The following is a 26,142-nucleotide window of genomic DNA, read 5'->3' as shown; positions in this document are numbered from 1 at the left end:
TTTCCGCTCCCTGATCGAATCGGGGGCTTCAATTCAACCTGATAAGTTGATACAATAAATATCGTTCACACGGAGGGACCGTTATGAGACGCGTCGACTATATGCTGGGGGGAGAGGATTTCAAGAAGATGTCGGCCGCCCACTTCATGCAGACCGATGTTTATTATTACCCGAAGAATGCAACCGGAGACAAGCTTGCGACCGCAATCACGATGGGTGGATTCGGGAGTGTGCCGATTGTCGATAAAGGAAAGAGATTGGTCGGGATTATCAGCGAATTTGATCTGCTCAAGGCGATCACAAGCGGAAAAGAGCTGGAAAAGGTGACGGCGGAAGAGATCATGACGGTGAGCCCAATCTGTGTAACCGAAGAGACCCTATCGGAAGAGATCATTCAATTGCTTCAGGAGAAACATCTGATCCGGGTGCCGGTCGTCGATAAGAATGGCACCCTGGTGGGGGTGGTTGCAAGGAGGGATATCTTACAGGGTTATCTGAAATCGAAGGAAAGCCCGCCCCCCTGGTGGTTTTGACTTCACCTGAGGTCCATTCGCTTCCCCGCTTAGCTCCTCACGATCAACGAGTCGTGGTCCATCTGCGGAGGCTTCGGGATCTGCATCAGATCGAGAATGGTCGGCGCGATATCGGCGTGGATGCCGGGCCGAAGCCGGACCTTTTCCGGAGAGACCAGAATAAAGGGGACCGGCAGCGTCGTATGGGCGGTATGCGGCTCCCCCGTCTGGTAATCGACCATCTGCTCCAAGTTGCCGTGATCGGCGGTGATCAGAACCGTCCCCCCTGCCGCAAGGGTTTTGTCGACGATTCGTTCAAGGCATCGATCGATCACCTCGACCGCTTGCATCGCCGCTTTCAACACGCCGGAATGCCCCACCATATCGGGATTGGCGAAGTTCAACACAATCAGGTCGAAGCGGCCGCGCTCGATCTGGCGGACCACCTCATCGGTCACTTCAAAGGCGCTCATCTGCGGTTTCTGATCATACGTCGCCACCTCTTTGGGAGAGGGGATTAAGATCCGCTCTTCCCCTTCGAATGGGACCTCACGGCCGCCGTTGAAGAAGTAGGTGACATGGGCATATTTTTCGGTTTCGGCGATCCGAAGCTGATGGAGCCCCCGCCGGCTGATCACTTCCGCCAGGATCTGGTCGAGCGAAACCGGCCCGAAGGCGGCGGGCAGATCGAGGGTCTCATCATAACGGGTCATCGTGACGAACGCGGCGAGTTGTGGGAAGAGCTCTCGTGGAAAGCCGGTGAACTCTTTCTGTGTCATGGCGCGGGTCAGCTGCCGGGCGCGGTCGGCCCTGAAGTTAAAGAAGAGGACGCTGTCCCCGTCTAGGACTTTTCCGACCGGCTTTCCCTCCTCAACGAGGACAACCGGTTTTACAAATTCGTCGGTGATCTGCGCAGTGTAGCTCTTCTCTACGGCCACTCTTGCAGAGATCTCCTCGATTCCTTTCCCTTCGACGATCGCTCGATAGGCCTTCTCGGTTCGATCCCAGCGCTTATCTCGATCCATCGCATAATAGCGCCCGATCACTGTCGCGATCTTCCAATCGGCACCCGCCGGACGTTTTTCCTGAAGGACCTGCTCGAGCTGGTCGAGATAGCGAAGCGCGCTCTGCGGCGGGGTGTCCCGCCCATCCAAGAAGGGATGAATTCGGACTAATTGGAGTTGTTTCTTGCGGGCCATTTCCAGCAGAGCAATCAGATGGTCGATATGGCTGTGAACCCCCCCATCGGAGAGCAGCCCCATTAAATGAAGGGTGCTGTTTCTCTTCTTGGCTGCATCGAGCCCCGCATTCAGGGCCGGGTTGTTGAAGAAGGTTCCCTCGGTGATCGCCTTATTGATCCGGGTAAAATCTTGATAGACGATCCGGCCCGCGCCGATGTTCAGATGTCCCACCTCCGAATTCCCCATCTGCTGATCGGGGAGCCCCACCGCCTCGCCGGAGGCCTCGATATAGGTGTTCGGATAATGCTCCAGGAGTGACCGGTAAAAAGGGGGATCGACCAGCGCGATGGCGTTGGCATCGGTCCGGGGATTGATTCCCCAGCCGTCCAGGATGATCAGGACGACAGGTTTCGGTCTCTGCGTCATTTAGATGATCTCCCGGGGATGTGGGGTGGAATAGGGGGTTTCGGTGAGGGCTTTCTTGTGGGCTTTGTCGACCAGGATTGGATTGGCCTGATAGGTATTCCACCGGCCACACCGGTGGCATCGCCCCGACCATTCGATGGTGTGATAGTCGCATTGGGCGCAGTAGTAGGGGACCAAGACCCGTTTCTTCAGCTTGAGACCTTTTTTGAACGCTTCCACGGCCGACTCGGGCTCTCCCCGCCGCATGTAAATGTTTCCGAGAATCTTGTGTAGATCGGGGAAATATTCGACATGGGCGTCGATCTCGGCCAAGGTCTCGAAGGCGTCATCGATCATTTCAAGACGGTAGTAGAGCTTTCCGAGATAAAATTTGAGAACCGTGTTGTGGCGGTCTTTATTGATCGCCTTCCGGTAGACCTGCAGAATCTTCTCCGGCTCCCCCATCTCGAGATAGAGATCTTCCAGGCGATGAAGCAAGATGAGATGGTCCGTCATCTCATAGGCTTTTTCGAGCAGGGCCGCGGCGAGTTCCGTTTTTCCTTCTTTCAGATGGACCTCGCCGATGCCGATGTAGGCCGGCAAAAATCCCTTTTCAAGTTTGATGGCCCCTTTGAAGTAGCGCCGGGCGATTTCTTTCTGGTCCCGCTGCAGGAAGAGCCGCCCGATTTCGTATTTGATTCCGAGGAAAATGACCCGCTCTTTTTGGCTTGCCTCGGAGGAGAGCGGCAGCTTCAGGATCTTCTCTTGGATCGGATGGGCCTCTTCCCAATGCTGAAGCCGAATATGGAGGTCTCGAAGACGGGTGAGCGCCGCGACGTTGGTTTCATCGAGGTGCAGAATTTCCTTCAAATGCTGAATCGCTTCCTCGAATCGCTGCGCCTCTTCGAGATCGCGCGAGAGGGCGAGGAGGACCTCGATGTTTTGCTCGTCGAGACTCCGTGCCTTCCGATGGAGCCGAATCGCCTCATTGAAATTCTTCTCAATTCGCTGGATTTTTCCGAGCCGCAGGAGGGTGCTGACATGATTCGGGTTCAGCGCCAACACCTTCTGGAAAAGGAGGGTGGCGTCCCGATACCGCTTCCCGAGAAAGGCGTTGACCGCCTCGGTATAGTAGGTCTCGATCTGGGCTTCTTTCTTTTGCAGCCGGGTGTATTTCCAGTTGAGAAAAAGGTTTCTGGTTTCGCGGATGCCGGCGGAGAGGATGACCAGGAGGCCGCCGAAGGCGGTGGAGAAGAGAATCAGCGCGGTGACCGGCATTTCAAAGGAGGTCTCGCGTGTGATGAAAAAGGTGACCTTTTCCGGATTCAGTTGGGCGAGATAACCGACAATCCCGATGAAGGCGAAGAAAATAAGAATTAAGAGAGGCATGGACTATCTGACCCTCCCTCGCTCTTTCTTTTTTCTTGGAGGTTCTTCCAGCTCTGAAGAAGGGAAAGGAAGTTGCGGGGCATCTCCCCAGAGTCGGTCGAGATTGTAAAACTCCCTCGCTTCCTTTTTAAAGATATGAAGGATCACGTCATTGTAATCGACGAGAACCCAAAGGCTCGCCTCGCGGCCTTCGACCCCAAGCGCCTTCGAGCCCTTTTTAGCGAGAGAGTCGTGAACCGCATCGACGATGGCCCGAATCTGAGGCTCCGATTCCGCAGAGCAGATGACAAAAAAGTCGGCGAGGGAGGTCAGGTCGCCGACTTGGTAAACGGTAATTTCCTCAGCGTGCTTCGTTTGGGCGGCCGTCGCAATGAGAAGGGCTTTCGCCTTGGCATCCCAGACCGGTTTCTTTGTGCGGACTTTCTTTGAATCCTTAGGAATCGTTATCCTCTTTATACTTATCTAATCAGTGCGCTTAATCTCTGCCTTATGAAGCCCCATAGAGTTTGTTTTTAATTATATATGAGGCCACCGGTTCAGGCAAGAGATTTTTCGTCTCCGCTCCGGCCGCCAGCCTCTTTCGGATCTCGCTTGCTGAGATCGGGCTGGGAAGAATCGAAAGAAAGTGGATCGATGTCCCTGATGTTAATGGAATTGTCACACTTCCCTTGCCCAGGTGGTCGAGTTCCAGGAGCTGGCTCGAATCGATCTTTTGGATCTTTTGTAGCGGTCCGATATCGGGAAATTGCGAGAATGGATGGCCTGGGCGGGTCACAATGACAAAATCGCAGAGCGAGAGGAGGCGTTCGGGCTCCCTCCAGGTCGGGAGATCAACGAAGGCGTCCGTGCCGATGATGAAAAAGAGCCTGTCGTGGGGGTGGAGACGTTTCAGCTCCGAGAGGGTTTCTACGGAATACGACTTGCCCGGTCGTTTGACTTCAATTTCACAGAGCTCGAAATCGGGATGGCCCAATAGGGCCAACCGGGTCATTTCGAGGCGATGTTTTGCCGGAGGGATCGTTTTTTCCTTTTTGTGGGGTGGCGTTCCGGAAGGGATAAAAAGAATCCGATCAAGATGAAGTTTTTTCCGGACCTCCTCGGCGATATAGAGATGTCCGTTATGGATCGGGTTGAAGGTGCCGCCTAGAAGGCCGATGCGCATAGTTCATAAGAGGACGTGAATCGTTAAACGTGAATCGTTATTCGTGCAATCCGTTCTTACGTTTAACATTGAACGAATAGCGAATCACGATTACTTTCGAATTTGTCCATCCCCGAAGATGATGAATTTCATGCAGGTCAGCGCTTCGAGACCCATCGGGCCGCGGGCATGGATGCGGCTGGTGGAGATCCCCATTTCAGCGCCGAGGCCGAGCTGATAACCGTCGTTCAAGCGGGTCGAGGCGTTGACGAAGACGGCGGAGGCATCGACCTCGTTCAAGAATCGCATGGCGTGCGCATAATCTTGCGTGATGATCGCTTCCGAGTGCTGGGATCCATGGGTGGCGATATGCGCCATCGCCGATTCGATCGAGTCGACGACCTTGACCGAGAGAATTAAATCGAGATATTCGGTTTTCCAGTCGATCTCACTGGCCGGAACGATTTTGGATCCGCTCCCTCCCTCCAGGAGTTTTATTGTCGCCGGACAGCCTCTGATCTCCACACCGGCCTCTTGCAGTCGCTTTGCGATTTTGGGGAGGAACGACGGCGCGATTTTCCGATGGACTAAGAGGCTCTCCATCGCATTACAGGTGGCGGGGCGCTGGACTTTCGCATTCAGAGAGATCTCTTCAGCCATTTGAAGGTCGGCCGATTCGTCAACGAAGGTATGGCAGATTCCCTTGTCATGTTTCATCACGGGGATCTTGGAGTGTTCCACAACGGTGCGGATCAAACCTTCTCCGCCGCGGGGGATGATCAGGTCGATGAGGTCATCAAAGGTGAGAAGATCGAAGATCGCTTGGCGAGCGGTCGTTTCCACCAGCGTGACAGCATGCGGGGGAAGTCCGGCCGCGCGGCCTGCCTCGTCCAAATGGCGCGCAATGGCGATGTTGGAGTGAATCGCCTCCGATCCGCCCCGGAGAATCACCCCATTCCCAGACTTAATGCAGAGGCCTGCCGCATCGGCGGTGACGTTCGGGCGAGACTCGTAGATGATGCCGATCACGCCGATCGGAACCCGCATCTGGCCGACCTGAATGCCGTTGGGCCGCCGCGTCATCTTGAGGACCTCGCCGACCGGATCGGGAAGGGATGCCACTTCCTGCAGCCCGGCCGCCATTTCCGTTATTCGCTTCGGCGTGAGGGTCAGCCGTTCCAGAAGGGGTCCGGCGAGCCCCTTTTCTTTCCCCGCTTCGAGGTCTTTCATGTTTTCGGTCAGAAGAGAAGCGGTTTCGCGCTCCAGGCGCTCGGCCATGGCGAGAAGGGCGCGATTCTTCACTTCGGACGAGCACTTTGCCAGGCTTCGCGCCGCCGCTTTTGTCCGTTGCGCCTGTTCTCTGAGGGTTTCTTTAAGCCCCATTGAGGATCACCAAATTATCCCGATGAATCACCTCATCGGTCGACTTGTAACCGAGCTTTTTCTCGATCTGAGAAGAATGAATTCCTTTGATCAATATCATCTCAGACGCACTGTAGTTCGTCAAGCCTTTTGCAATCTCTTTCCCGTCGGAAGTGAGGCATCGGATGGCGTCGCCGACCTCGAATTTTCCGGTAATCTCGCGGATGCCGGAGGCGAGGAGCGACTTCCCCTTTTTCAAGATCGCCTCCACCGCGCCGGCATCGAGAACGACCTCTCCTTTCACCTTCAGGGAGTGGGCGATCCAATGCTTCTTGGAGGTGAGGCGGACCGGTTTCGGTAGGAAGAGGGTCCCGATCGATTCTCCCTGAAAGGCCCGCTGCATCAACCCGGGAGCGGTTCCATTGACGATCAGGGTCGTCACCCCGTAGGCGGCGACGCTTTTGGCCGCCTGGACTTTGGTTGCCATGCCGCCGGTGCCGCTGATGGCCCCCGGCTCGCCGGCGATTCCCTCGATCTCCGGCGTGATCTCCTCGATGAGCGGAATCAAGGTGGCTTCCGGGTTTTTTCTCGGATCGGCGGTGAAGAGGCCGTCGACATCGGAGAGAATCACCAACAAAGAAGCATCGACGAGATGAGTAATTTGCGCGGCGAGGTGATCGTTATCGCCCAGCTTGATCTCATCGACCGTAACGGTGTCGTTCTCATTGATGATCGGCAAGATGCCGTGTTCCAGAAGGGTCATCAGGGTGTTTCGGGCGTTGATGAAGCGTTTTCGATCGGCAATGTCTTCCCGCGTCAGGAGAACCTGGGCGACGTTGATTTGAAACTTCTCGAAATGTTTTTCATAGGCCCACATCAGCCGGCTTTGCCCGACAGCCGCGGCGGCCTGTTTGAGGGGGATCGTCTTCGGCCGGCGTGTCAGACCCAGCTTTTCCATCCCGCAGAGGATGGCGCCGGAGGAGACCAAGAAGATCTCGTGTCCTTCGGACCGGAGGATAGACACCTCTTCGGCAATCTCCGCCATCCGCTCTTCGCGAAGGCCCTTCTCATGCGAAGCGATGATGCTGCTGCCGATTTTGATGACAATCCGTTTGTTTTTATGGAGGCGCTGTCGCGGCGAAGACATCCCGGTCTCCGAGTTAAGGAATGGATTCGCCGTCGGCGGCGACCGGCGGGGTGGTTCTCGTTTTTCGGAGGAGCTCGACCTGATTCCCGAGCGTGCGAATGAGCGGTTTGATCCCTTTTCCTGTGGCGGCGGAGATTTCAAAGAAGGGGATTTTTTTCTGTTTGCAGTAGCGGCGCAGGCGCTCTTTTTTCTCCCCCTCACCGGCGACATCGATTTTGGTGGCCGCTACGATGAACGGCTTCTCGGCCAACGTTTGATGATACGAAGACAATTCTGCCCGGACCACTTCAAAATCGTGCAGCGGATCTTCCGTTCCCATCTCCGAGACGTCTACCAAATGGAGGAGAAGCAATGTCCGCTCGATGTGTTTTAGGAATTGAATCCCCAGCCCCTTCCCCTCATGGGCTCCTTCGATCAGTCCCGGAATGTCGGCTACGGTGAAGTGATATTCCTGGTCGCGCGTCCCGCCCCAGGTCACGACCCCCAGATTCGGCTCCAAGGTCGTGAACGGATAGTCGGCGATCTTCGGACGGGCGGCTGAAATCACGGAGATGAGGGTCGATTTTCCGGCGTTGGGAAGGCCGACCAGGCCGACATCGGCCAGGAGCTTCAGCTCCAGCTGCAGCCAGCGTTCTTCTCCTTTTTGCCCCGGCTCCGCAATGCGGGGGGCTTGTCGGGTAGGGGATTTGAAATGGGAATTACCCCGTCCCCCGCGGCCTCCCCGGACGATTAACGCCCGCTGGCCCACCTCGGTCAGATCGGCAATCGGTTCATCGGTTTGCGCATCGCGAACCGTCGTTCCGACGGGAACGGGAATGATCAGATCGGGGCTGTTTTTCCCGCTGCGGTTTTGCCCGCTTCCGTTTTCGGCCCGCTTGACCATGTAGTGTTGCTGGTAACGGAGATCGATGAGGGTCGAGAGTTCAGGGGAAGCTTCGAGAAAAACATCCCCCCCCTGACCCCCGTCCCCCCCGTCGGGGCCGCCGCGCGGGACATATTTTTCCCGCCGGAAGCTGACGCACCCGTCCCCCCCGTCGCCGGCCTTGACGTAGATTTTAACCTGATCGATAAACACAGCGATTCCAATCGGAATGTGAGCGCCCTAAAGGCGCTTTCTAAAATGAGGGAGAGGAGGGTGGAAAGGAGCGTTACGAGGAGGGATAGATGCTGACCCGCTTTTTATCTCTTCCAACCCGCTCGAACGTAACAACGCCGGAGATCTTGGCGAAGAGCGTATCGTCGCTTCCGATTCCGACATTCAAGCCGGGATGGATGCGGGTCCCCCTCTGCCGGACCAAGATATTACCGGCCAAAACCTGCTCGCCACCGAACCGCTTGACTCCCAACCGTTGAGAGTGGCTGTCGCGGCCATTTCGGGAGGAGCCAACCCCTTTTTTATGTGCCATTTCTCTAACTCCTTAAGTCTATTAGATGTGAGGGCCTGTGCGGTGGAGAGGCGCGAACGGAGCGCCACTCCATCCTCCAATGCCCCCACGCCCCGCGCTCGCGCCGGGAACCCGGCCGCTCGCTTATTTATGAAACAATTTCGACGATTTTCAGACGGGTGAATGCCTGCCGGTGGCCCTGCGTTCTCCGATAGTTCTTTCGTCTCTTTTTCTTGAAGACAACCACCTTGCGATTCCGGCCTTGCTGGAGAATCTCACCGACCACCTTGGCGGTTTTGATCTGTTCGGGATCGACGGTGACTCCCTGATCATCCTGCAGGAGCAAAAGGGATCGAATCTCAACCTTATCGCCGACCTGACCGATACATTTTTCCACTTGAACGACATCACCGGTGGTCACCCGATACTGTTTTCCACCTGTTTCCATCACTGCGTGCATTTCCAATCTCCCTTTTTCTGGTCCTTCAAAAAAAGTTATTAAACACGATTTCACCCTTTTTGTCAAGAAGTTTCCGGCATATAGAAGGATAGGGAAAGGAAGTCGATCACTCGGATGGGGAATAGGCCGAACGATAACGGATTTTAGGGAACAGAAATTGAACGATAAAAATCAATAGGTCGTTACGGCAAAACATAACGTCTAGAGGTAGAGGGCTGGCTCCGGAAGGGCTGGGCTGGTATCGACCGGACTACTTATTTTCTACTTCAATATGAATGAGCCCGTTCTGAACGGCATAACGTATCAACTGTGCAAGATTCTGAAGGGCAAGCTTGTTCATAATGTTTACCCGATGAGTTTCAACTGTCTTGACGCTGATTCCGAGTGTTTTTGCGACGTCCTTATTTCTCAATCCGCCCGAAATCAAGCGAACGATTTCCGCTTCCCGTTTCGTAAGGGGCCTCTTGTGAGGCATTTGTCGCTTCGTTTTCGTCTTCGGTTTTTCGACGATTTCCGTCGTCTTTTCGTTTTCTTTGCCGCTGTGGGGAGACATTAAATAAGGTGTTCCCGTGATTTTGTTTTTTTCTATTTCTTGACCCTGCGCAAATTTTGCAAGACTTTCCTGATGGTTTTTAAGCCCATCCTTAATGTTATCTGACGACATCATCGTTTCCCTCTCGGTATGTTGTTCGTCGGTTCTACCACTTCTATAAATAAGGCAGGTTTACACCCATCACGGTTCCACGCGCTTCTCGTCAAGAGACAAAAAGAAAAGAGATCCCGGTTTCAAGAAATCTACTCGATGTTCTTTCCAGTCCTTCGCGATAAGAAAGTTCCTATTTCAATGAATGTTCTTCTCAGTTTATTTCAATGTGCATTCTATCGGGCTCGCCTAAAAAGTCACCTGTCAGTTCTAACAGGTCGGCAGATTCGTCGTCTTCAGGTAGCCTTGGCTTGTATCCCCGTCATTTCACCCTTTCACAAATGGAGGAAAAAATGGATTATCGAACGATTCAGTTTTATGAAGATGGATGTTGGATCAGATCGATTGAATCGGAAGAAGAGTATTTGCAGGCTTACCGGCTGCGGTATGAGATTTTTTGCGAGACTCTCGGCTGGGTTCCAGCCAATTCGACCGGATTGGAGATCGACCGGTACGATTCGTTTGCAACATTGCTGGGACTGTTCTCGGAAGAGAATACGCTTCTGGGAATGATCCGTCTCCTCCCTCCGAACCAACCCTTCATGTTGGAGACCGATTTTTCCGATTTGGTTGCCCCCGGATACCAGATCCGCAAAGAGATCGATACCGCCGAAATTTCCAGGCTCGCGATAACCCCCTCCGCAAAAGAACAAGGACTCTCTTCCCGCTATCTGAACATCCTTCTCAAAGGGCTCTATCAGTGGACCCTCGTCAACAACGTCCGGTATTCCTATCTCGAAGTCGAGAAGCGTTTTTGGAGAATCCTTCAATTCCTGGGGTTTATTTCGACGCCGATTGGTCCGGTGAAATGTCTCCCTCCGGCGGGCGCAAACTCAATGGCCGCTATTCTGGATTGGGAGGCATTTCGATCCCACAATCGGAGTCGCCAGCCTGAATTTCTAGAATGGATGGCTACGGTCCGATCAGCCCCTGTTGTAGCGCAAGGGCAATGGCGTGTCCACGGGTCGAAGCCTGAAGTTTTGAAAGAATATTTTGGACATGAAAATTCACTGTCCGTTCACTGATGTGAAGGATGTGGGAAATTTCCCAGCTCGTTTTCCCTTCCTTCATCCAATCCAGAACCTCTCGCTCACGATGTGAGAGATCCGGATTTTGGGTGGAGGAGGGGGAGAGGGTTCGCATCAGTGCGACATGAAGGTGGGGCACAAGATATTCGAGTATCGTGGCGTGACGGGTATGATCCGACATCGATTGGCCCGCGAAGGAGAAGATGCTCCCGACCCCGCTTCGATGGCAAGCGACACCGAGCGTAATCCCTTCCGATAAGCCGAATGTGTCCGCATCTCTAATAAATTTTAACTCGCCTGGGGAGGAGGCTTGTCGATAAGTTTCCGACCAGATCTGGGTCTTAAATCGACCGTAATGAGATTGAAGAATGGGATCTACTTCCGCATAATCCTCTTTCGTGTATAGACTGATCCAGTCGAGGGGGTAGCTAATGTTGATCATTTTCATGAAGCTTTGAAAACGGGTTTCGGCGTCGATTTTTCCAAGGCAAATGATCGTATGTGTAGAGGGAATGAGTGCTTCGACGCGGGAGAGAAGGAATTTAAATTCTTCCTCGCCGTTGACACTTAGCGAGGCATGAATCAACTCTAGAATGGTAACCAGTTCATGTTTAGTTAAATCGGAAGGGATGCGAGTCATCACTATCCACTCCCTTACAGTTTAAACACAAAGCTGGATTGCGGCAGGATAGAAAGGATCTTATGAAGAAATAAAAATGTCTCGCCCGCGGGCAATATACAGAAATAAATGAGAGCAGTCAAGTAATTAATATAATTAGCCATCTGCTCGCCTCGCCTTGAGGAGGGTGCAAGGAGGATCATCTGACCTGCACGGATTGACTCAGCTCTCTTAGCCGATGACCGATACAAGCACTCGCGTGCCGGTCGGATGGGGGGCTTGTTTAAGAGAGAACTTATTTTTTTCGATCACCCCCCTTGTCAGAAACCAGACAATTCCGTCGCGGAGACCTCCTTCGGTCGATCATGCCGATTTCTGAATAAAATTAGAAATCGTATGTGAAATCAGCTCTTTGTGTGGTTGCCATGCCCGGCGCATGAGTTGGCATTCGATTTGCTCTTTAGACGGGCAGGATACAGCGTTGTATTCCGAAAGCAGCGAAGGCGCTCTCTTCCATGATGAAGTGAAGTTTCTCTCATGGAGGCGGGCGTTTTTTTTGTTTGAGGAGGAATCCAGATGAAGCCGCACTATGCAACCGTGGGAGAGATCAAAAAGACGAATACATTATCGGCCCGGGAGGAGACGTCGGCATTCGATATCGCCCTGGCTCTCTTAGAGTCGGGCTTTCACGGAATGCCGATCGTCAATTCGAAAGACCAAGTGGTCGGAAAGGTAAGCGAGATCGATCTGATCAACGCGCTGATGGAGGGGAAAGATCTCAAGGAAACAACGGCAGGCAAGGTCATGAAGATCTGCCCCGTTGTGATCGATGAGGCGACTCCCCTCGAAGAGGTGGCCCATTACATGATGGAGCTTCACCTTTTTCGGATCCCGGTGGTCGATCGAGAGAACCATTTGGTTGGAACGGTGACCCGGCACGATGTCCTGCGAGGATGGATGGGGGCTTTAGGGTTGACACAAGAAGGTTTTTGGGGCTGACGCTGACCGATGAAAGGGGAAGAGATGCCAGAATCATCAAATAAGAAGAACGAGATCACCCGACGGCGGTTTCTCGGCGCCGCCGGACTTTCGGCGCTCGGGGTGCTTCTTTCGGGACTGCCGCCCTTGGCGGGAGGGCTCTTTGCGGGGACGGGCGATACGCCGGAGACGGCCAAGTTGAAAGTCGGATTCATTCCCTTGACCGATTGCGCCTCGGTCGTCATGGCGTATGAGTTAGGACTTTATAAAAAATACGGCCTGGAAGTGATCGTCTCGAAGGAGGCCTCGTGGGCGGGGGTTCGGGACAAGTTGACGATCGGCGAGCTTCAAGCCTCTCATATCCTTTATGGGATGCCGTATGCCTCCACCCTCGGGATCACCGGGGCCGAGGGGCAGAAAAAAGAAATGATCATCCCGATGGCGATCAATCACAACGGCCAGGCGATCACGTTGAGCGCCGATTTAAAGAAAAAAGGGGTGAACACGCTCGCCGATCTGAAGAAGCAGATCGACGCCGATAAGGGAAAGCGGACCTACACCTTCGCGATGACCTTCCCGCCCGGAACCCACGCGATGTGGATGCGCTACTGGCTTGCCGCGGGGGGGATCGACCCGGACAATGATATCAAGCTGATCACCATCCCCCCGCCCCAAATGGTCGCCAACATGCGGATCGGAAACATGGACGGCTTCTGCGTCGGGGAGCCGTGGGGAGCGCGGGCGATCTTCGACGGCATCGGCTGGACCGCCATCACGACACAGCAGCTCTGGAAAAATCATCCCGAGAAGGTGCTGGGGATGACGAAGGAGTTTGCGGAGAAAAATCCGAAGACGGTCCAGGCGCTGCTGATGGCGATCATCGAGGCCTCTCAACACCTCGACAAGATGGAGAACCGTGCCAAGGTTGCGGAGATCATCAGCCGCAAGGAATATGTCAACGCGCCGACCGAGGTCTTCTTGGGGCGGATCCGGGGGAAGATCGACTACGGCGACGGCAAGACGGTCGACGATCCCGACTATATGAAGTTCTACCGCGGCGGGGAGGTCACTTTCCCCTGCAAATCGCACGGCCTCTGGTTTCTGACGCAGCATCGGCGCTGGGGATTTATCGACAAGCCGATCGACTATAAGAAAGTGGTCGATCAGGTCAACCGGACCGATCTCTACCGGGACGCGGCCAAGTCGCTCGGCATCCCGGTTCCGAAGGAAGAGTACAAGAAGGAGACCCTTTTCGACGGGATCGAGTTCGACCCGTCCGACCCGGAGGGATATGTCCAAAAGTTTAAGATTCGGAGGAGTTGAGGATGGAGAAGGTGGAGATGGAGGTGGTGTTCCAAGCGACAGAAGAGGCGATCCGCGGGGCGGAGGAGAAACCGGCGCCGGGTCCGGAGATCACGGCGCCGAAGCGCCGGTTCCGTTTTCCGCGCCTCGATCGGCTGATCCTGCCGCTGCTTGTTTTCGCAATTGTGTTCGGAATTTGGGAGGCAATCAGCCGAACGGTCGCGCCGATGCTTCCCGGGCCGATCAAAACGTTCACGCACAGCTGGGATCTGATCCGCGACCCCTTCTTTGATCGCGGCCCCAACGATATGGGACTCGGCTGGCAGTTGCTCTACAGCTTAGGGCGGGTGGCGGTCGGATTCGGCTTGGCCGCCGCAGTCGGTATCCCGGTCGGGTTCCTCGTCGGCGCGGTGCCGGCGTTTCACCGGGCGGTCAACCCCCTGATCCAGATTTTGAGACCGGTTTCGCCCCTCGCCTGGCTTCCGATCGGACTGGCTACCTTCAAAGCGGCCAACCCGGCCGCCTTTTTCGTCATCTTCATCACCGCCATCTGGCCGATCGTCTTGAACACCGCTTTCGGAGTTCAGAAGATCCCAGCCGATTATATTTCGGTGGCGCGCATTCTGAAGCTCTCCCCCTGGCGGCGGTTCACGAAGATTCTCCTGCCGGCGACCCTTCCCTATACCTTCACCGGCCTTAAGATCTCGGTCGGGATCGCCTGGCTTGTGATTGTGGCGGCGGAAATGCTGACCGGCGGAATCGGGATCGGCTTCTTCGTCTGGGATGAATGGAACAACCTCAGCCTGGAACACATTATCCTGGCGATCTTTGTCATCGGCATCGTCGGCCTGATCTTGGATAACGCCATGGGCTGGCTTGGAAGGAGGTTTGATTATGAAGTGCGATGAAGCAACCGGTCAGGATTTGATTAAACGAATCGAGACGAATTATCTGGAGATCAGCCGGATCGGCAAGACCTTCGAGGGGGCCAATGGCGTTTATCCCGCGGTCCAGGGGATCGACCTCAAGATCCGCAAGGGGGAGTTCGTCACCCTGATCGGCCACTCCGGCTGCGGAAAGAGCACCCTCTTGTCGATGGTGGCCGGCCTGATTACACCGAGCGAAGGGGTCATTGTCCTGGAGGGGAAGGAGATCGACGGGCCGGGACCCGATCGGGGGGTGGTTTTCCAGAGCCATGCCTTGCTTCCGTGGCTGACTTGCGCCGAGAACATTGCGCTCGCCGTCGAAGCGGTTTTTCCTCAAATGAGCCGTAAAGAGCAGAAGGACCGGGTCGGCCATTTCCTTGACATGGTCGGTCTGACCGAGGCGGCGCAGAAGCGGCCGGCCGAGCTCTCGGGCGGAATGCGACAACGGGTCGGGATCGCCCGGGCCCTCGCCATCCGGCCGAAAGTGCTCCTCCTTGACGAGCCGTTCGGCGCGCTCGACGCGCTGACCCGCGGGCATCTTCAAGACGAGCTGCTCCGGATCTGGGAAAAATTCGGAACGACCGTCTTGATGGTGACGCACGACGTCGACGAGGCGCTGTTGCTCTCCGACCGGGTCGTGATGATGACCCGGGGGCCCGCCGCGACGATCGGACGGATCGTGCCGATTCCTTTCCGCCGTCCCCGGTCGCGGATGGAGCTGGTCCGCCAGTCGGGCTATCAGCATTGGAAGGGAGAGATCCTTGAGTTTCTCTACGGCGAAGGGGACGCCAAGCGACGATCGGACGGAGGCGATTCTCATCAGATCGATGCATCGGCGGAAGGCGCTGCGCTCGTTTCAACGACGGATAAATAAACGATACGAAAAAACAATCAAAGAAAGGGGGGATGTAATGAAAAAGGAGAAACATTTCCATCTGCAAAACCCTCACAATCATGACCCGTCTCCGGCCGGACCTGAGGAGGTGCTCGACCGCGCCGTCGAGGGGGCCGTCGTCCGGGCGGTGCTCCGCCACACGCCGCTCAGCCGCCGGCGGTTCATCGGCATGCTCGGCCAGGGGACGATCGCCGCGCTGATCGCGCAATTTCTCCCGCTGGCGGCGGTGAAGGCGGCCGCCCAGGAGAAGAGCGGTCCCTTGGAGAAGACCGCGCTGAAAATCGGCTTTGTGCCGATCACCTGCGCCACCCCGATTATCATGGCCGGGCCGATGGGTTTCTACAAACGTTACGGCCTCGATGTCGCGCTGATCAAAACCGCCGGCTGGGCCGTCATGCGGGACAAAGCGATCGCCAAGGAGTACGAGGCGGAGCATATGTTGACCCCGATGCCGCTGGCGATCACTTTGGGGGCCGGCTCCCCCGCCGTTCCGTTCGTCATGCCGGCGGTGGAGAACATCAACGGCCAGGCAATTACCCTTCACATCAAACATAAAGATAAAAGAGACCCAAAGCAGTGGAAAGGATTTAAGTTCGCCGTTCCGTTCGACTACTCGATGCACAACTTCCTCCTCCGCTACTATCTCGCGGAGCATGGCCTTGACCCCGACAAAGATGTGGAGATCCGGGTGCTGCCGCCGCCGGAGATGGTCGCCAACCTACGGATCGAAAATCTCGACGGTTACCTCTCTCCCGACCCGTTCAACCAGCGGGCTGTTTTCGACAAGGTCGGATTTATTCATCTGCTGACCAAGGAGATCTGGGACGGGCACCCCTGCTGCGCCTTTGCGGCGAGCCGGGAGTTTGTGACCGCCAACCCGAACACCTTCGGCGCGCTGCTGAAAGCGATCGTCGATGCCACCCACTTTTCGTCGAAGCATGAAAATCGCAAAGAGATCGCCGCCGCCATCGCGCCGAAGGCGTATCTCAATCAGCCGCTGCCGGTGGTGGAGCAGGTGTTGACCGGGAAGTATGAGGACGGCCTCGGCAAGGAGCATCATGTTCCCGGCCGGATCGACTTTAATCCCTTCCCCTGGCATTCGATGGGGGTCTGGATTCTGACCCAGATGAAGCGGTGGGGGTATATCAAAGGAGACGTCGATTACAAAGCGGTGGCGGAGCGGGTCTATCTCGCCTCGGAGTGCGGCGAGAAGATGAAAGAGATCGGTTACCCCCCGCCGGGCAGCACCTACCAGAACCACACGATCATGAACAAGGTCTTCGATCCCCACAAACCGGAAGAGTATATCAAGAGCTTTAGCATTAAGAGAACATAGGGCGCGGGGCAAGGCGCACCGGGTGTGACTATCTGGGATCAACCGGCTTCTTCCAGCGCAGGCCCCACATAAAATGGAGATAAAAATGACAAAAGTCGAAGCCGCTGAGGCGATCGTCTTGGCAAAAAGCGACAAAAAACTAACCTGGGAGCAAATCGCCGCGGAGGTCGGCATGTCTCCCGTCTGGACCACGTCGGCCTGTTTGGGGCAGAACAGCATGCCGAAGGAGTATGCCGACAAGCTCTGCAAATTCCTGAACCTCGGTCCCGAAGTCTCCGCCGCGCTGCAGGCGTTTCCTTACAAGGGCTCGGAGACGGTGGTGCCGACCGACCCGCTCATCTACCGCCTTTACGAAATCGTTCAGGTCTACGGACCGACGCTGAAGGAGCTGATCCATGAAAAGTTCGGCGATGGGATCATGAGCGCCATCGATTTTACCATGCACGTTGAAAAGGTGCCGGACCCGAAGGGGGACCGCGTCAAGCTGACGATGAACGGAAAGTTCCTTCCCTACAAGATGTGGTAAGGAAGAAACCACACCGAGGACCGTTTCACTCACAATCGGATTCAGACGAGGGGTCTGATTGATCCAGTGGAGTGGTCTGTCATGAAGCGGAGCATCGTCGTCCGCGGTTCTAATAATGCAGAGAAGGTTAACGAGAAACGAACAAACACAGGGGGGAACGGGATACATGAAGTCAACTCGGAGGGGCGCTGCGCTCTTTTTATCTGTTTATTTTTTGTTATCAAATCTGGTTTATGCCGAAGAGGTGATGGAACTGCCTCCAATCAAAACCGCCGCCAAACAGATCACTATCGGCGGCCAAGGACGCATCCGGTATCAATCATTTCCCGCGCCTCCGAGGGAAGAGCTCGACTTTTTCACCAACTACCGCTTCCGGCTCAATGTCGATGTCGCCCTGACGGATGGGGTCTCTTTCTTCATCCAGCCGCAAAAGGTCGGCGTTTTCGGGAATGGGGAAACGGGGGCCGGCACCGATGTGTCTCTCTCATCGGTGAACACGACCACCAATACCGCCACCGGGAACATGACACTCCACCAGGGTTATCTCGACTTTAAGGAGATCGGGGGGATGCCGCTTAATCTCCGACTCGGCCGATTTGAATATATCGTCGGCGGGCACCGGTTGATTGGGAACTTCGACTGGAGCCAGCGGGGCCGCTCCTTTGACGGAGGCCTTTTAAGCTATGCCATTCCGACCGCCGGGACCCTCTCCCTTTTTACCTTCCGGCTGACCGGCGAGACGGAGGCCGGCCCTTTACCGGCGGGAGATCGGGACCTCGACACCGATCTGCTGGGGGCTCACTTCAATACCGCCTTGATTCCGATGAGCCAGACCGAATTGACCTTTGTCAACGATCGGAAGCTGGCCGGGCTTCCCGACTCGAAGCGCTTTACCGCCGGAATCAAGATCGAGCAGACACCGAATCTCCCGCCGCTGGCGTTCGTCTCCCCACTCACCGGACCGATCTGGCGGGCGGAATATTACAAGCAGTGGGGGGACCGGACCGAGACACAGGAGATCGACGCCTTTCTGTATGCCCTCCGGCTCGGATACCGATTCGATCTTCCCCTCAAGCCGATGGTGATGGCCGGTTATGAAGTTCTCTCCGGAGACGACAGTCTGACCGACGACGATTATGGGGTCTTTGACACGCTGTATGCGACCAATCACATCTACTACGGCTACATGGATTATTTCCTCGCCATTCCGGCCGACACGCAGGGCCGCGGATTAAAAGACGCCTTTGTCCGGCTCCACCTGAGCCCTTTGGAAAAAGGAGGTCTTGCGATCGATCTTCACCAATTCTCCTTGGAAGAGGATTTTGCAGGCGAGGACGCGTTGGGAACGGAGATCGATCTCACCTTCTTCGCCCAGGTGAACAAGGTCACCTCCATCCTGGTCGGCGTTTCCAAGTTCCTCGCGGATGAAGGGATGGAACTGCTTGGCCGGATCGCGGAAGGTGAAGATCCGACCTTTGCCTTTGCCATGGTCAATGTCCTTTTTTGAGGTCGGAAGAACCGTTCCGGAAGCTGTTTTAACAAGGGATTAACGTCGTTGTGATTTTTCTGTAATCAGAGACGGCTTTAATCATTGACTCTGAAGCGAGGAGAAGCAATGCAGATGACGGCTGTTTCTACAACCTGGGTCCACTTCATGCCGATGGTGGAGGTTCCGATCGGCTTCACGCCCGGCGAAACAAACCGGCTCGATCGATATCTGATTCGCGAGGTGCACTCGGTTCGGGGAGAGGCCCCGGCCGTTCTGCGGCGTGGAACCGGCATGGCCCGGGTTGAGAGTGAATCGCCGATTCAGTTCTCCGGCGGTTATAGAGAGCCTTCGGAGGGCTTTCCCCTCCGCGGCATCGTTCAACACCTGCACTATACCAGCCGAAACGAGCAGACGGAGCTCAAAACGATCTCACGACCCGAGTTGGCTGCCTCCGCAGAGACCCTGGCCGTCTTGATTCCGATTGGCAAGTCGGACGGCTGGTGGGCGATGAGCCAGGATGAGCGGCAGATCCTTTTTAAGAGGACCGATCGGCATGAGGGACATCATGGGATCGGGCGGCGGTATGCAGACCGAATTTTTCGAAGGCTCTATCATACCCGGTATGTCGATCCGTCGGCGCCCTATGATTTTCTCACCTATTTCGAGTTTCATGAATCGGATGCTCCCGAGTTCAGAAAGATGCTGACGGAGTTGCGGGATGTAAAGAAGAGTCCGGAATGGCTCTATGTCGATTTCGAATATGAAGTCTGGATGACCAAACTTTCGTTATCCACAGATCCGGTCTAAATGAGGAGGGAAGAAGATGTCGTCTACCATGACAACGGTCCCGGTCCATTCAAATGTTCGGCTTTTCTTTCAATTGAGAAAGATGATCACCAATCACATCGACCTTCTCAATGCCTCATCAAGACTGGGGGTCACCCCCTCCACCCTCCGAAAAATCCTGGCAGGGGCCCCGATTTCACGATTCATTCAGAGGAAAATCGGCCGGGTCCTCGATGGGAGAGGGAGCGCGTTGCCGGGGAGTCCAAGGCGATCGAGGGTCGAACGGCTCCTGGAGGTCTACCATCTCTACCAGGAACATGGGACGCTTCAGCGGGTGGCGGACGAGATCGGCCTCAGCCGCGAGCGGGTGCGGCAGCTCTTGGTCAAAGGATCGGAGTGCGGGCTCTTCGAGTATAAGCCTTCGTGGGAGGTGGGACTCCCGCGGGAGAAGATCCTCGAAGATTACCGCCGGGTTCTGACTCTCAAGGGGGTCGCGCAGGTGAACCAGATGTCGCTCTGCCGCCTTCATCGGCTTCTGAAGGTGCATGGGATTACCGAACCCGAGCTGGAGGAGATCTGGTTTAAAGAAAAGAAGGCGATTTGTATTGAACGATATCATAAAGTGGTTCTGGAAATGGGGCATCATCCGACCACCACCGAGATGCAGCGGATCTCATCGAACCGGTATCTCACGACGCAAATCCGGCGCCTCTGGGGAGCGATCGAGTCCTTTCGGAAAGAGCAAGGAATCCCCCCTCCGCCGAAACGTCTGTTTCACTTGAAGGTGCTCACGCATTCGTAAGTGGGCGGGGATGGGAGAGGATCGGCCTGCCGCTACCGGGCCGAAGAGGGGACCGGCTTCCCCGCCGATTTGTGCCGGGCGACCGTTTGATAGGCTTCGATAAGGAGAAGGAGGGTGATCGCAATCAAGATCAGCGCCACGATCGGAATGGCGTCGAGCTGAAATTGTCCCGCCGTCCACCCCTGGAGCCAAGGGGCGACGAATAACCCGAGAGACCAGAGGGTCATCGTGAGAACAAAAAGCATCGGGAGGAGGGCATAAAGGGGGTTTTTCCCGCTCTTGATCAGCCAGACCGAAATCCCCAAGAGGCTGAGGGCGGCCAAGAGCTGGTTGCTCGCCCCGAAGATCGGCCAGAACTTTAAATAGGCCGCTTCCTGCGTCGTCATCAAAAAGAAAAGGGGAAGGGCGAGGGTCGCCAGCGTCGCGCCGATCCGGCCGGCCGAACCTTCCCATCCGGTCAATTCCTGTAGGATATACCGTCCCAGCCGCGTCGCCACATCCAAGGTGTCATACACAAAGGTCGCGAAGGCGAGCAGACCGAAGCTCATGGCGACCTTGATCGGAATCCCGAGAAGAGCGGCAAATCGAGCCAGGCCCCCCGCGTAAATCTCTGTCGGTCCTTTCGCAAGCTGCGGGTCGCCCGCCGGAAACATCATCACGGTCGCCAGTGCGATCACGGCGACCAGTCCCTCCAACAGCATCCCGCCATACCCCACCGGTCCGGCATCTTCTTCTTTCGCCAGCTGCTTTGATGTCGTCCCGCTGCAGACCAAACCGTGAAAGCCGGAGCAGGCGCCGCACGCGACCGTAATGAACAGGATCGGGAAGAGCGGCGCCCCTTTGGCATTATGAAAGCCGATGAAAGCCGGATATTCCGCGGTGTAGCCCCCGAAGAAAAGTCCGATCATACCGACCGCTAAGGCGGCATAGAGGAAGTAGCCGCCGAGATACCCTCGCGGCTGGAGAAGGACCCAGAGGGGAAGGATCGAAGCGAAGAAGCAGTAGACGAGGATAATGATATCCCACCCCTTGGCGGGGTTTGGAAAAATCGACGCCGGAAGAGAGAGGGGAATTGCCTGGCCTCCCCAGATGATCAGGAGGAGCAGCGGCAGCGCCACCGCGGTCGCCCGCCCCAGCGGCCACTGCCACCGGGTGAGGGCCAGCCCCAAGAAGATCGAAAGGAGAAGATATAAAAAAGACGAGCTGGCGACGCCGGCCCCATACTCGGCGGAGACAAATGTCGAGGCGGTCAGATCGGTGAAGGCGACGATGACATAAACCAAAGAGAGCCAGATGAAGAGGAGGAAGAGAAGATAGGCCCGCTGGCTCATATTTTCTTTGACGACCTCTGCGATGGAGCGGGCCTTATGGCGCAGGGAGGCGGTGAGGTTGGCGAAGTCGTGCATCGCCCCGATGAAGATATTGCCGAAGATAATCCAGAGAAGCGCCGGGAGCCAGCCGAACCAGAGGCCGGCCAGAATCGGTCCGACGATCGGACCGGCGGCGGCGATCGAAGAGAAATGTTGGGCGAGAAGGATGGGGAGGCGCGTTGGAACGTAATCGACCCCGTCATTGACGATACTGGCGGGGGTCGGCTGTCGGTTGTCGAGCTTAAATTCCTGTCTGAGGAAGCGGCCGTACAATCGGTAAGCGATCGAAAATAAAGCGATGACGATTAGAGCAATGGTCAGAATACTCATCGGCGCCATTATATCGGAGGCCCCGGGGCTTGTCAAAAAAAAGCCTTACGAGGCGACGTGTTGACGCCGAAAGCCGTCCGGGGATCATTTGACGCTCTTTCCTTTTTTTGTTATATAAGGAACGCCTCACGTCACTTTCATTTATGGAGAGAAGATGTCATTCGTACCGGTTGCAAAAGCCAGTGAAATTCCGCCGGGATCGGCTATACTGTTAGAGATCAACAATCTCGAGATCGCCCTTTTTCGATTGGGCGATGAGTTTTACGCCACCTCAAACCTCTGCATCCATCAGGGGGGGCCGCTCGCGGAGGGGAGGATTGACGGGGAGCAGGTGATCTGTCCCTGGCATCACTGGCGTTTTAATATTAAGGATGGCACTTCCCCCCTCAGCCCAAAGCTGAAATTGAGGACCTTTCCGGTCAAGAGGGAAGAAGATCAAATTCTGATTGACCTTCCCTAAAACTGCTAGAAAAGGATTGTGCATGAAGAAACGGTTCCGATTTGATCGCCTTCGGTTCATCCCCATCGGGATTCGCGGAGGGGGCCTTCTCCTACTGATCGCCTTCCTTCTTGGGGGGTGCTCTTCGTTTCGGGGGCGTTCTTCCGTGCCGGGGGTCAGTCCCGAGGCGGCCCGGCAGGTGTATGACATCCGCCTGGCGACGGAGAAGTACCGGGATATCGAGAAGGCGCAGGCCGACGGCTATTTCCGATTTACCGGGTATATCCCAAACATGGGTTATCAGTTTGCGAACCCGAAGCTCTTTTCCGGATTTGATCTGAAGCGTCCCCCGATTCTCACCTATGATGAACGGGATGGGCGTTATGAATTAACCGGCGTGGTCTTTATCGCCCCAATCAATAAAAGCCCCGGGAGCGTTCTTCCTTTCAAAGAGGCTGAATTCATGAAACACCCGATGATGTGCCACTACCAGGACGGGACCAACCTGAATCTAGATAAAGAGGAGCAATGTCCTCAGGAGCATCCCCTGACCCAGTCGGCGCTTGTTTTCTGGCATCCTGAGCTCTGGATGATGTCGGCCTGGGTCTGGTACCCCAACCCGAACGGCCTCTTCTCCCTCTACAATCCGCTGCTGAATTTCGCAAGATAATAAAAGGGCGAACACAAGGTTCGCCCCTGCCGATTCCTGGCCCTCGTTTTTCAGGGTGTGAGGACCACCTTCCCGAAAAGATCCCGCGACTGCATCTTCTCCTGCGCTTCTCTTGCCTTGGAGAGGGGATAAACCGAATCGACAATCGGTTTCAGTTTTCGCTCGCCGACGAGGCGGGCGACCGTCTCCATCTCGGCCCGGGTTCCGGTCCGCGCCCCTAAAATCGAGAGATCTTTCCAGAAGACGTGGCGAAGATCGAGCTCGGTCGTCGGTCCGGTCGTCGCGCCGCAGGTGACGAGAGTCCCGTTCTTTGCAAGGGAGACGATGCTTTTCCCGAAGGTGGCGGGGCCGACATGCTCGAAGACGACATCGACGCCGCGCCCTTTTGTCATCTTGAACACTTCCCTCGAGAAGTCGCGCTCCGCATAGTTGATCAATAGATCGGCCCCCAGCTGGCGGGCCTGGTCGAGCTTCTTCTGGGTGCTGGCCGTCGCAATCACCCGCGCCCCGGCGAGCTTGCCGATCTGAACGGCGGCGCTCCCGACCCCGCTTCCCCCCGCGAGAACCAAGAGATCCTGTCCCGGTTTTAAGGCGGCGCGGGTGATCAACATGTGCCAGGCGGTGACAAAGGTGATCGGAAAGGCGGCGGCCGCTTCAAAAGAAATCCCATCGGGAATGGGGATGAGATTTGCCGCCGGCGCTTTCGTAAGCTCGGCGTAGCCGCCGTCGGTTCCCGCTCCGAAGATTCGGTATTGATCGCAAAGATTGTCCCGTCCCGAGAGGCAGTAAGCGCAGCGAAAGCAGGAGAGGCCCGGCGCGATGACCACCCGCTGCCCGACGGAGATTCCCTCCACCCCGGGGCCGACCTCCGCCACGATCCCGGCGACATCGGAGCCGGGGATATGCGGAAGCTGGATCTTATACGCCGGAACGCCTTGGCGGATCCAGAGATCGAGATAATTCAAGGCGCAGGCCTTGACCTGCACGACCACCTCTCCCGGTCCCGCCTTCGGTGTGGGGACCTCTTCATAAACCAGGGTGTCGATCTCTCCGAACCGGTGGAAACGGACGGCTTTCATCTGGCGGGTCTCCTTTTATGGATTAGCCCGTCATTCCCGCGAAAGCGGGAATCCAGAAGTGGTCAGTTTAAATGCGCTGGATTCCCGATTAAACATTCGGGAATGACGAATTAAGAGTTTTTAAACCTTATCGATCAAAACGGTTCCATCGGATTTTTCCCTTCGGCCAACAAACGAAGGCGCTCCTGGTGTCGGGCGATGAGATCCCAATTCGGCTCCGGCGCCATTTCATAACCGACGGCGAGAACCTGGAGCGAATGGAGTGTCCGATAGACCTTCAACGACTCGGCCGGCCATTCGACTTTCTCATAACCCGACAGAAACGGAGCGCGATCTTGCGGGTAGAAGAAAAACGCTTCTTCCAGATGAAGCAGATCGGCCGCCGCGTCCCCCCACCAGGCCCATTCAAGATCGAAGACCCCTGAGATCCGCGGCGCGCCGGAGTCGCTCTCCATAAAGAGAAGATTATCATAATGGAAGTCGCCGTGGAGGAAGACCGGCTCGATCTGCTCAGGGAGCGCTTGCAGCCCCTCGGTAAAGTGGCGCGTGAGCGCTTCTTTCCAGGTGGGGGGACCGCCGAGGTCTTTCTCGCAACGGGAAAGCTCCCGGGCGAATCGCCCCCGCAAGTAGTCATGCCAGGAAGCCTCTTTCGGAAAGACGCGCGGGTCATCAAGCCGATTGCCGAAGAAGGGGACCCGAATTCGATGGAATCGCCGCAGCAGCCGGCCGATCTCTTCCAAGAGAGCATTCCGTTTCGGTTTCGGAAGCGATTCGATCGCTTCGCCGACGCCGCGCCCTTCCAGAAAAGGGATCAGCGCGTAGTCGAACGGCAGCAATTCTTTGGAACAGTCGGGGAGATAATCGAGGGCGAGCGGGAGGTCGGGGGCGACCTGGTGGAGCCAGCGATAATTCTTCGCCTCCCGGCCGATCTTGTCGAGCTCCCGATCGTGGACATTGATCCGGCAGACCCATCGCCGGCCGTTATCCATCAAAAAAAGAGAACTCTCATTCACCGCGCCCCCCATTGGCTCCGAGACCCAAACCGGACGGCCGATCCGGTGCCGGCGGCAGATCTCCTGCGCCAGCGGAAGATCGATCCGGGGGGGCGCTTGGGGCGGGGTCATTTTGCCTCGTTGGGAAGATCGGCCATGTCAAGCGACTTCCCGTGGAGATTCGGGTCGGCGTCGGCCGTCATGGCAAGGAAGAGAAGGGCCTTTGCGACCCGGGCCGGATCCTGAACCCGGGTCGGATCTTCCTTCGGGTAGGCGGCGGCGCGCATCTTCGTCCGCGTGCCGCCGGGATTCAGCGTCACGACGCGGAGATTGAATGGAGCGACCTCCTCGGCGAGCGTCTGCATCATCCCTTCGAGCGCGAACTTCGAAACGGAATAAGCCCCCCAGGTGGCCCGCCCGATTCTTCCGACGCTGGAGGTGACCGAGAGGATCGTTCCGGCCCGGCGCGGAATCATCGTCCGGACGACCGCCTGCGTGACATAGAAGGTGCCATTGACGTTGACCCGAATCACCTCTTCCCAAGCCTCGGGGGGATAGGTGGCGATCGGCTCCGAGGGGCCGAGGACCGAGGCGTTGTTGATCAGGAAATCGATCGCCCTCCAATCGGAAACGGTCTGGGCCACCATCCGCTGGACATCCCTGCGAACCGAAATATCGAGCCGGAAGGGCCGGACCAGGCCGCCGGCCTCTTCGATCACCTTCGCTGTTCCGAAGAGCTCCCCCTCGCTTCGAGCGCAGATCGCGATCTTGCACCCTTCGGCGGCGAATCGCTCCGCCGCCGCCCGTCCGATGCCGCGGCCTCCCCCGGTGATCAGGACGACCTTGTCTTTCAATTGCATATTGAACCTCCGGAAATTAGGATAATGGAA

General features: G+C 56.2%; 27 protein-coding genes. 14 read left to right on the top strand and 13 right to left on the bottom strand.

The annotated features are described in order from the left end of the window. The first annotated feature begins 83 nt into the window (after positions 1-83). Entirely contained in the window at positions 84-533 is a 450-nt protein-coding gene (locus MCM46_08615) for a CBS domain-containing protein (protein ID MCG3111868.1), read from the top strand. Positions 534-562: 29 nt separating this feature from the next. On the opposite strand, the gene gpmI is transcribed toward MCM46_08615, so the two are convergent. Both gpmI and MCM46_08605 read right to left on the bottom strand, forming a co-directional pair. Continuing rightward, positions 563-2,119: a 2,3-bisphosphoglycerate-independent phosphoglycerate mutase gene (gpmI, locus tag MCM46_08610; protein ID MCG3111867.1), complete on the bottom strand. Its 1,557-nt coding sequence runs from the start codon at positions 2,117-2,119 to the stop codon at positions 563-565. Then, on the bottom strand, positions 2,120-3,487 hold the full coding sequence (locus tag MCM46_08605; GenBank protein ID MCG3111866.1) for a tetratricopeptide repeat protein: 1,368 nt from the start codon (positions 3,485-3,487) through the stop codon (positions 2,120-2,122). A gap of 72 nt (positions 3,488-3,559) precedes the next feature. On the opposite strand from MCM46_08605, the gene MCM46_08600 reads away from it, so the two are divergent. Continuing rightward, positions 3,560-3,916, top strand: a complete 357-nt coding sequence (locus MCM46_08600) for a hypothetical protein (GenBank protein ID MCG3111865.1) — start codon at positions 3,560-3,562, stop codon at positions 3,914-3,916. A gap of 58 nt (positions 3,917-3,974) precedes the next feature. Here the strand turns inward: MCM46_08600 and nadD are convergent, their stop codons facing one another. The 7 genes from nadD to MCM46_08565 all read right to left on the bottom strand — a co-directional run bounded on the left by nadD (position 3,975) and on the right by MCM46_08565 (position 9,649). Next, positions 3,975-4,649 carry a nicotinate-nucleotide adenylyltransferase gene (nadD, locus tag MCM46_08595; protein MCG3111864.1) on the bottom strand — a complete coding sequence of 225 codons (675 nt, stop codon included), beginning with the start codon at positions 4,647-4,649 and terminating at the stop codon, positions 3,975-3,977. A 90-nt stretch (positions 4,650-4,739) separates the two neighbouring features. Further along, the gene (locus tag MCM46_08590; GenBank protein ID MCG3111863.1) at positions 4,740-6,011 is read right to left on the bottom strand and encodes a glutamate-5-semialdehyde dehydrogenase; all 1,272 of its coding nucleotides are present in this window, start codon (positions 6,009-6,011) and stop codon (positions 4,740-4,742) included. Next, positions 6,001-7,137 carry a glutamate 5-kinase gene (gene proB, locus MCM46_08585; GenBank protein MCG3111862.1) on the bottom strand — a complete coding sequence of 379 codons (1,137 nt, stop codon included), beginning with the start codon at positions 7,135-7,137 and terminating at the stop codon, positions 6,001-6,003. The genes MCM46_08590 and proB overlap by 11 nt, the downstream gene beginning before the upstream one ends. 13 nt (positions 7,138-7,150) lie before the next feature. After that, on the bottom strand, positions 7,151-8,212 hold the full coding sequence (gene obgE / locus MCM46_08580; protein MCG3111861.1) for a GTPase ObgE: 1,062 nt from the start codon (positions 8,210-8,212) through the stop codon (positions 7,151-7,153). A gap of 73 nt (positions 8,213-8,285) precedes the next feature. Next, a complete protein-coding gene (rpmA, locus tag MCM46_08575) occupies positions 8,286-8,543 on the bottom strand; it encodes a 50S ribosomal protein L27 (GenBank protein ID MCG3111860.1) in 258 nt (85 codons plus the stop codon). Between the two features lie 127 nt (positions 8,544-8,670). Beyond that, positions 8,671-8,982, bottom strand: a complete 312-nt coding sequence (gene rplU, locus MCM46_08570; protein MCG3111859.1) for a 50S ribosomal protein L21 — start codon at positions 8,980-8,982, stop codon at positions 8,671-8,673. Between the two features lie 250 nt (positions 8,983-9,232). Continuing rightward, positions 9,233-9,649: a response regulator transcription factor gene (locus tag MCM46_08565; protein MCG3111858.1), complete on the bottom strand. Its 417-nt coding sequence runs from the start codon at positions 9,647-9,649 to the stop codon at positions 9,233-9,235. Between the two features lie 329 nt (positions 9,650-9,978). Between MCM46_08565 and MCM46_08560 the strand changes: the two genes are divergently transcribed. From MCM46_08560 to MCM46_08515, 10 genes are all read left to right on the top strand, one after another. Further along, complete coding sequence (locus MCM46_08560) at positions 9,979-10,710, top strand: GNAT family N-acetyltransferase (protein ID MCG3111857.1); 732 nt, start codon at positions 9,979-9,981, stop codon at positions 10,708-10,710. A 1,198-nt stretch (positions 10,711-11,908) separates the two neighbouring features. After that, positions 11,909-12,331, top strand: a complete 423-nt coding sequence (locus MCM46_08555) for a CBS domain-containing protein (protein MCG3111856.1) — start codon at positions 11,909-11,911, stop codon at positions 12,329-12,331. 24 nt (positions 12,332-12,355) lie between these two features. Next, positions 12,356-13,633, top strand: a complete 1,278-nt coding sequence (locus tag MCM46_08550; protein MCG3111855.1) for an ABC transporter substrate-binding protein — start codon at positions 12,356-12,358, stop codon at positions 13,631-13,633. Between the two features lie 2 nt (positions 13,634-13,635). Next, positions 13,636-14,520, top strand: a complete 885-nt coding sequence (gene ntrB / locus MCM46_08545) for a nitrate ABC transporter permease (protein ID MCG3111854.1) — start codon at positions 13,636-13,638, stop codon at positions 14,518-14,520. Next, positions 14,507-15,412 carry a nitrate ABC transporter ATP-binding protein gene (locus MCM46_08540; protein ID MCG3111853.1) on the top strand — a complete coding sequence of 302 codons (906 nt, stop codon included), beginning with the start codon at positions 14,507-14,509 and terminating at the stop codon, positions 15,410-15,412. Before ntrB ends, MCM46_08540 begins: the two co-directional genes overlap by 14 nt. Positions 15,413-15,449: 37 nt before the next feature. Further along, positions 15,450-16,769: an ABC transporter substrate-binding protein gene (locus tag MCM46_08535; protein ID MCG3111852.1), complete on the top strand. Its 1,320-nt coding sequence runs from the start codon at positions 15,450-15,452 to the stop codon at positions 16,767-16,769. An 85-nt stretch (positions 16,770-16,854) separates the two neighbouring features. Continuing rightward, positions 16,855-17,295, top strand: coding sequence for a cyanase (cynS, locus tag MCM46_08530; protein ID MCG3111851.1), 441 nt, complete (start codon positions 16,855-16,857; stop codon positions 17,293-17,295). Between the two features lie 247 nt (positions 17,296-17,542). After that, on the top strand, positions 17,543-18,802 hold the full coding sequence (locus tag MCM46_08525) for an alginate export family protein (protein MCG3111850.1): 1,260 nt from the start codon (positions 17,543-17,545) through the stop codon (positions 18,800-18,802). Between the two features lie 108 nt (positions 18,803-18,910). After that, entirely contained in the window at positions 18,911-19,591 is a 681-nt protein-coding gene (locus tag MCM46_08520) for a hypothetical protein (protein MCG3111849.1), read from the top strand. 16 nt (positions 19,592-19,607) lie between these two features. Then, positions 19,608-20,372 (top strand): hypothetical protein, encoded by a 765-nt coding sequence (locus MCM46_08515; GenBank protein ID MCG3111848.1) that lies wholly within the window; start codon positions 19,608-19,610, stop codon positions 20,370-20,372. 32 nt (positions 20,373-20,404) lie between these two features. Here MCM46_08515 and MCM46_08510 read toward each other — a convergent pair whose 3' ends face one another. Next, positions 20,405-22,081 (bottom strand): hypothetical protein, encoded by a 1,677-nt coding sequence (locus tag MCM46_08510; protein ID MCG3111847.1) that lies wholly within the window; start codon positions 22,079-22,081, stop codon positions 20,405-20,407. A 145-nt stretch (positions 22,082-22,226) separates the two neighbouring features. Here MCM46_08510 and MCM46_08505 point away from each other — a divergent pair, with 145 nt between their 5' ends. Continuing rightward, positions 22,227-22,532: a non-heme iron oxygenase ferredoxin subunit gene (locus tag MCM46_08505; GenBank protein ID MCG3111846.1), complete on the top strand. Its 306-nt coding sequence runs from the start codon at positions 22,227-22,229 to the stop codon at positions 22,530-22,532. 22 nt (positions 22,533-22,554) lie between these two features. After that, the gene (locus MCM46_08500; protein MCG3111845.1) at positions 22,555-23,181 is read left to right on the top strand and encodes a hypothetical protein; all 627 of its coding nucleotides are present in this window, start codon (positions 22,555-22,557) and stop codon (positions 23,179-23,181) included. A 50-nt stretch (positions 23,182-23,231) separates the two neighbouring features. On the opposite strand, the gene MCM46_08495 is transcribed toward MCM46_08500, so the two are convergent. The 3 genes from MCM46_08495 to MCM46_08485 form a co-directional block, all read right to left on the bottom strand. Next, positions 23,232-24,260, bottom strand: coding sequence for a zinc-binding dehydrogenase (locus MCM46_08495; protein ID MCG3111844.1), 1,029 nt, complete (start codon positions 24,258-24,260; stop codon positions 23,232-23,234). 134 nt (positions 24,261-24,394) lie between these two features. Next, complete coding sequence (locus tag MCM46_08490; GenBank protein ID MCG3111843.1) at positions 24,395-25,384, bottom strand: aminoglycoside phosphotransferase family protein; 990 nt, start codon at positions 25,382-25,384, stop codon at positions 24,395-24,397. Further along, the gene (locus MCM46_08485; GenBank protein ID MCG3111842.1) at positions 25,381-26,112 is read right to left on the bottom strand and encodes an SDR family NAD(P)-dependent oxidoreductase; all 732 of its coding nucleotides are present in this window, start codon (positions 26,110-26,112) and stop codon (positions 25,381-25,383) included. Before MCM46_08485 ends, MCM46_08490 begins: the two co-directional genes overlap by 4 nt. Positions 26,113-26,142: the final 30 nt, after the last annotated feature.

The sequence above is a fragment of the Candidatus Manganitrophus morganii genome, from assembly GCA_021651055.1.
Classification (GTDB): domain Bacteria; phylum Nitrospirota; class Nitrospiria; order SBBL01; family Manganitrophaceae; genus Manganitrophus; species Manganitrophus morganii.
This window is presented reverse-complemented; position numbering and strand designations above follow the sequence as displayed.

What these genes read in the sequence shown, in the direction of transcription:
- MCM46_08500 (MCG3111845.1), top strand. Translation starts at nt 22,555, where the DNA reads ATGAAGAAACGGTTCCGATTTGATCGCCTTCGGTTCATCCCCATCGGG.
- MCM46_08525 (MCG3111850.1), top strand. Translation starts at nt 17,543, where the DNA reads ATGGAACTGCCTCCAATCAAAACCGCCGCCAAACAGATCACTATCGGC.
- MCM46_08565 (MCG3111858.1), bottom strand. Translation starts at nt 9,649, where the DNA reads ATGATGTCGTCAGATAACATTAAGGATGGGCTTAAAAACCATCAGGAA.
- gpmI (MCG3111867.1), bottom strand. Translation starts at nt 2,119, where the DNA reads ATGACGCAGAGACCGAAACCTGTCGTCCTGATCATCCTGGACGGCTGG.
- MCM46_08540 (MCG3111853.1), top strand. Translation starts at nt 14,507, where the DNA reads ATGAAGTGCGATGAAGCAACCGGTCAGGATTTGATTAAACGAATCGAG.
- MCM46_08510 (MCG3111847.1), bottom strand. Translation starts at nt 22,081, where the DNA reads ATGGCGCCGATGAGTATTCTGACCATTGCTCTAATCGTCATCGCTTTA.
- ntrB (MCG3111854.1), top strand. Translation starts at nt 13,636, where the DNA reads ATGGAGAAGGTGGAGATGGAGGTGGTGTTCCAAGCGACAGAAGAGGCG.
- MCM46_08490 (MCG3111843.1), bottom strand. Translation starts at nt 25,384, where the DNA reads ATGACCCCGCCCCAAGCGCCCCCCCGGATCGATCTTCCGCTGGCGCAG.
- MCM46_08555 (MCG3111856.1), top strand. Translation starts at nt 11,909, where the DNA reads ATGAAGCCGCACTATGCAACCGTGGGAGAGATCAAAAAGACGAATACA.
- MCM46_08550 (MCG3111855.1), top strand. Translation starts at nt 12,356, where the DNA reads ATGCCAGAATCATCAAATAAGAAGAACGAGATCACCCGACGGCGGTTT.
- MCM46_08515 (MCG3111848.1), top strand. Translation starts at nt 19,608, where the DNA reads ATGTCGTCTACCATGACAACGGTCCCGGTCCATTCAAATGTTCGGCTT.
- nadD (MCG3111864.1), bottom strand. Translation starts at nt 4,649, where the DNA reads ATGCGCATCGGCCTTCTAGGCGGCACCTTCAACCCGATCCATAACGGA.
- rpmA (MCG3111860.1), bottom strand. Translation starts at nt 8,543, where the DNA reads ATGGCACATAAAAAAGGGGTTGGCTCCTCCCGAAATGGCCGCGACAGC.
- MCM46_08520 (MCG3111849.1), top strand. Translation starts at nt 18,911, where the DNA reads ATGCAGATGACGGCTGTTTCTACAACCTGGGTCCACTTCATGCCGATG.
- MCM46_08505 (MCG3111846.1), top strand. Translation starts at nt 22,227, where the DNA reads ATGTCATTCGTACCGGTTGCAAAAGCCAGTGAAATTCCGCCGGGATCG.
- MCM46_08485 (MCG3111842.1), bottom strand. Translation starts at nt 26,112, where the DNA reads ATGCAATTGAAAGACAAGGTCGTCCTGATCACCGGGGGAGGCCGCGGC.
- MCM46_08535 (MCG3111852.1), top strand. Translation starts at nt 15,450, where the DNA reads ATGAAAAAGGAGAAACATTTCCATCTGCAAAACCCTCACAATCATGAC.
- cynS (MCG3111851.1), top strand. Translation starts at nt 16,855, where the DNA reads ATGACAAAAGTCGAAGCCGCTGAGGCGATCGTCTTGGCAAAAAGCGAC.
- MCM46_08495 (MCG3111844.1), bottom strand. Translation starts at nt 24,260, where the DNA reads ATGAAAGCCGTCCGTTTCCACCGGTTCGGAGAGATCGACACCCTGGTT.
- MCM46_08615 (MCG3111868.1), top strand. Translation starts at nt 84, where the DNA reads ATGAGACGCGTCGACTATATGCTGGGGGGAGAGGATTTCAAGAAGATG.
- proB (MCG3111862.1), bottom strand. Translation starts at nt 7,137, where the DNA reads ATGTCTTCGCCGCGACAGCGCCTCCATAAAAACAAACGGATTGTCATC.
- MCM46_08590 (MCG3111863.1), bottom strand. Translation starts at nt 6,011, where the DNA reads ATGGGGCTTAAAGAAACCCTCAGAGAACAGGCGCAACGGACAAAAGCG.
- MCM46_08560 (MCG3111857.1), top strand. Translation starts at nt 9,979, where the DNA reads ATGGATTATCGAACGATTCAGTTTTATGAAGATGGATGTTGGATCAGA.
- MCM46_08605 (MCG3111866.1), bottom strand. Translation starts at nt 3,487, where the DNA reads ATGCCTCTCTTAATTCTTATTTTCTTCGCCTTCATCGGGATTGTCGGT.
- rplU (MCG3111859.1), bottom strand. Translation starts at nt 8,982, where the DNA reads ATGCACGCAGTGATGGAAACAGGTGGAAAACAGTATCGGGTGACCACC.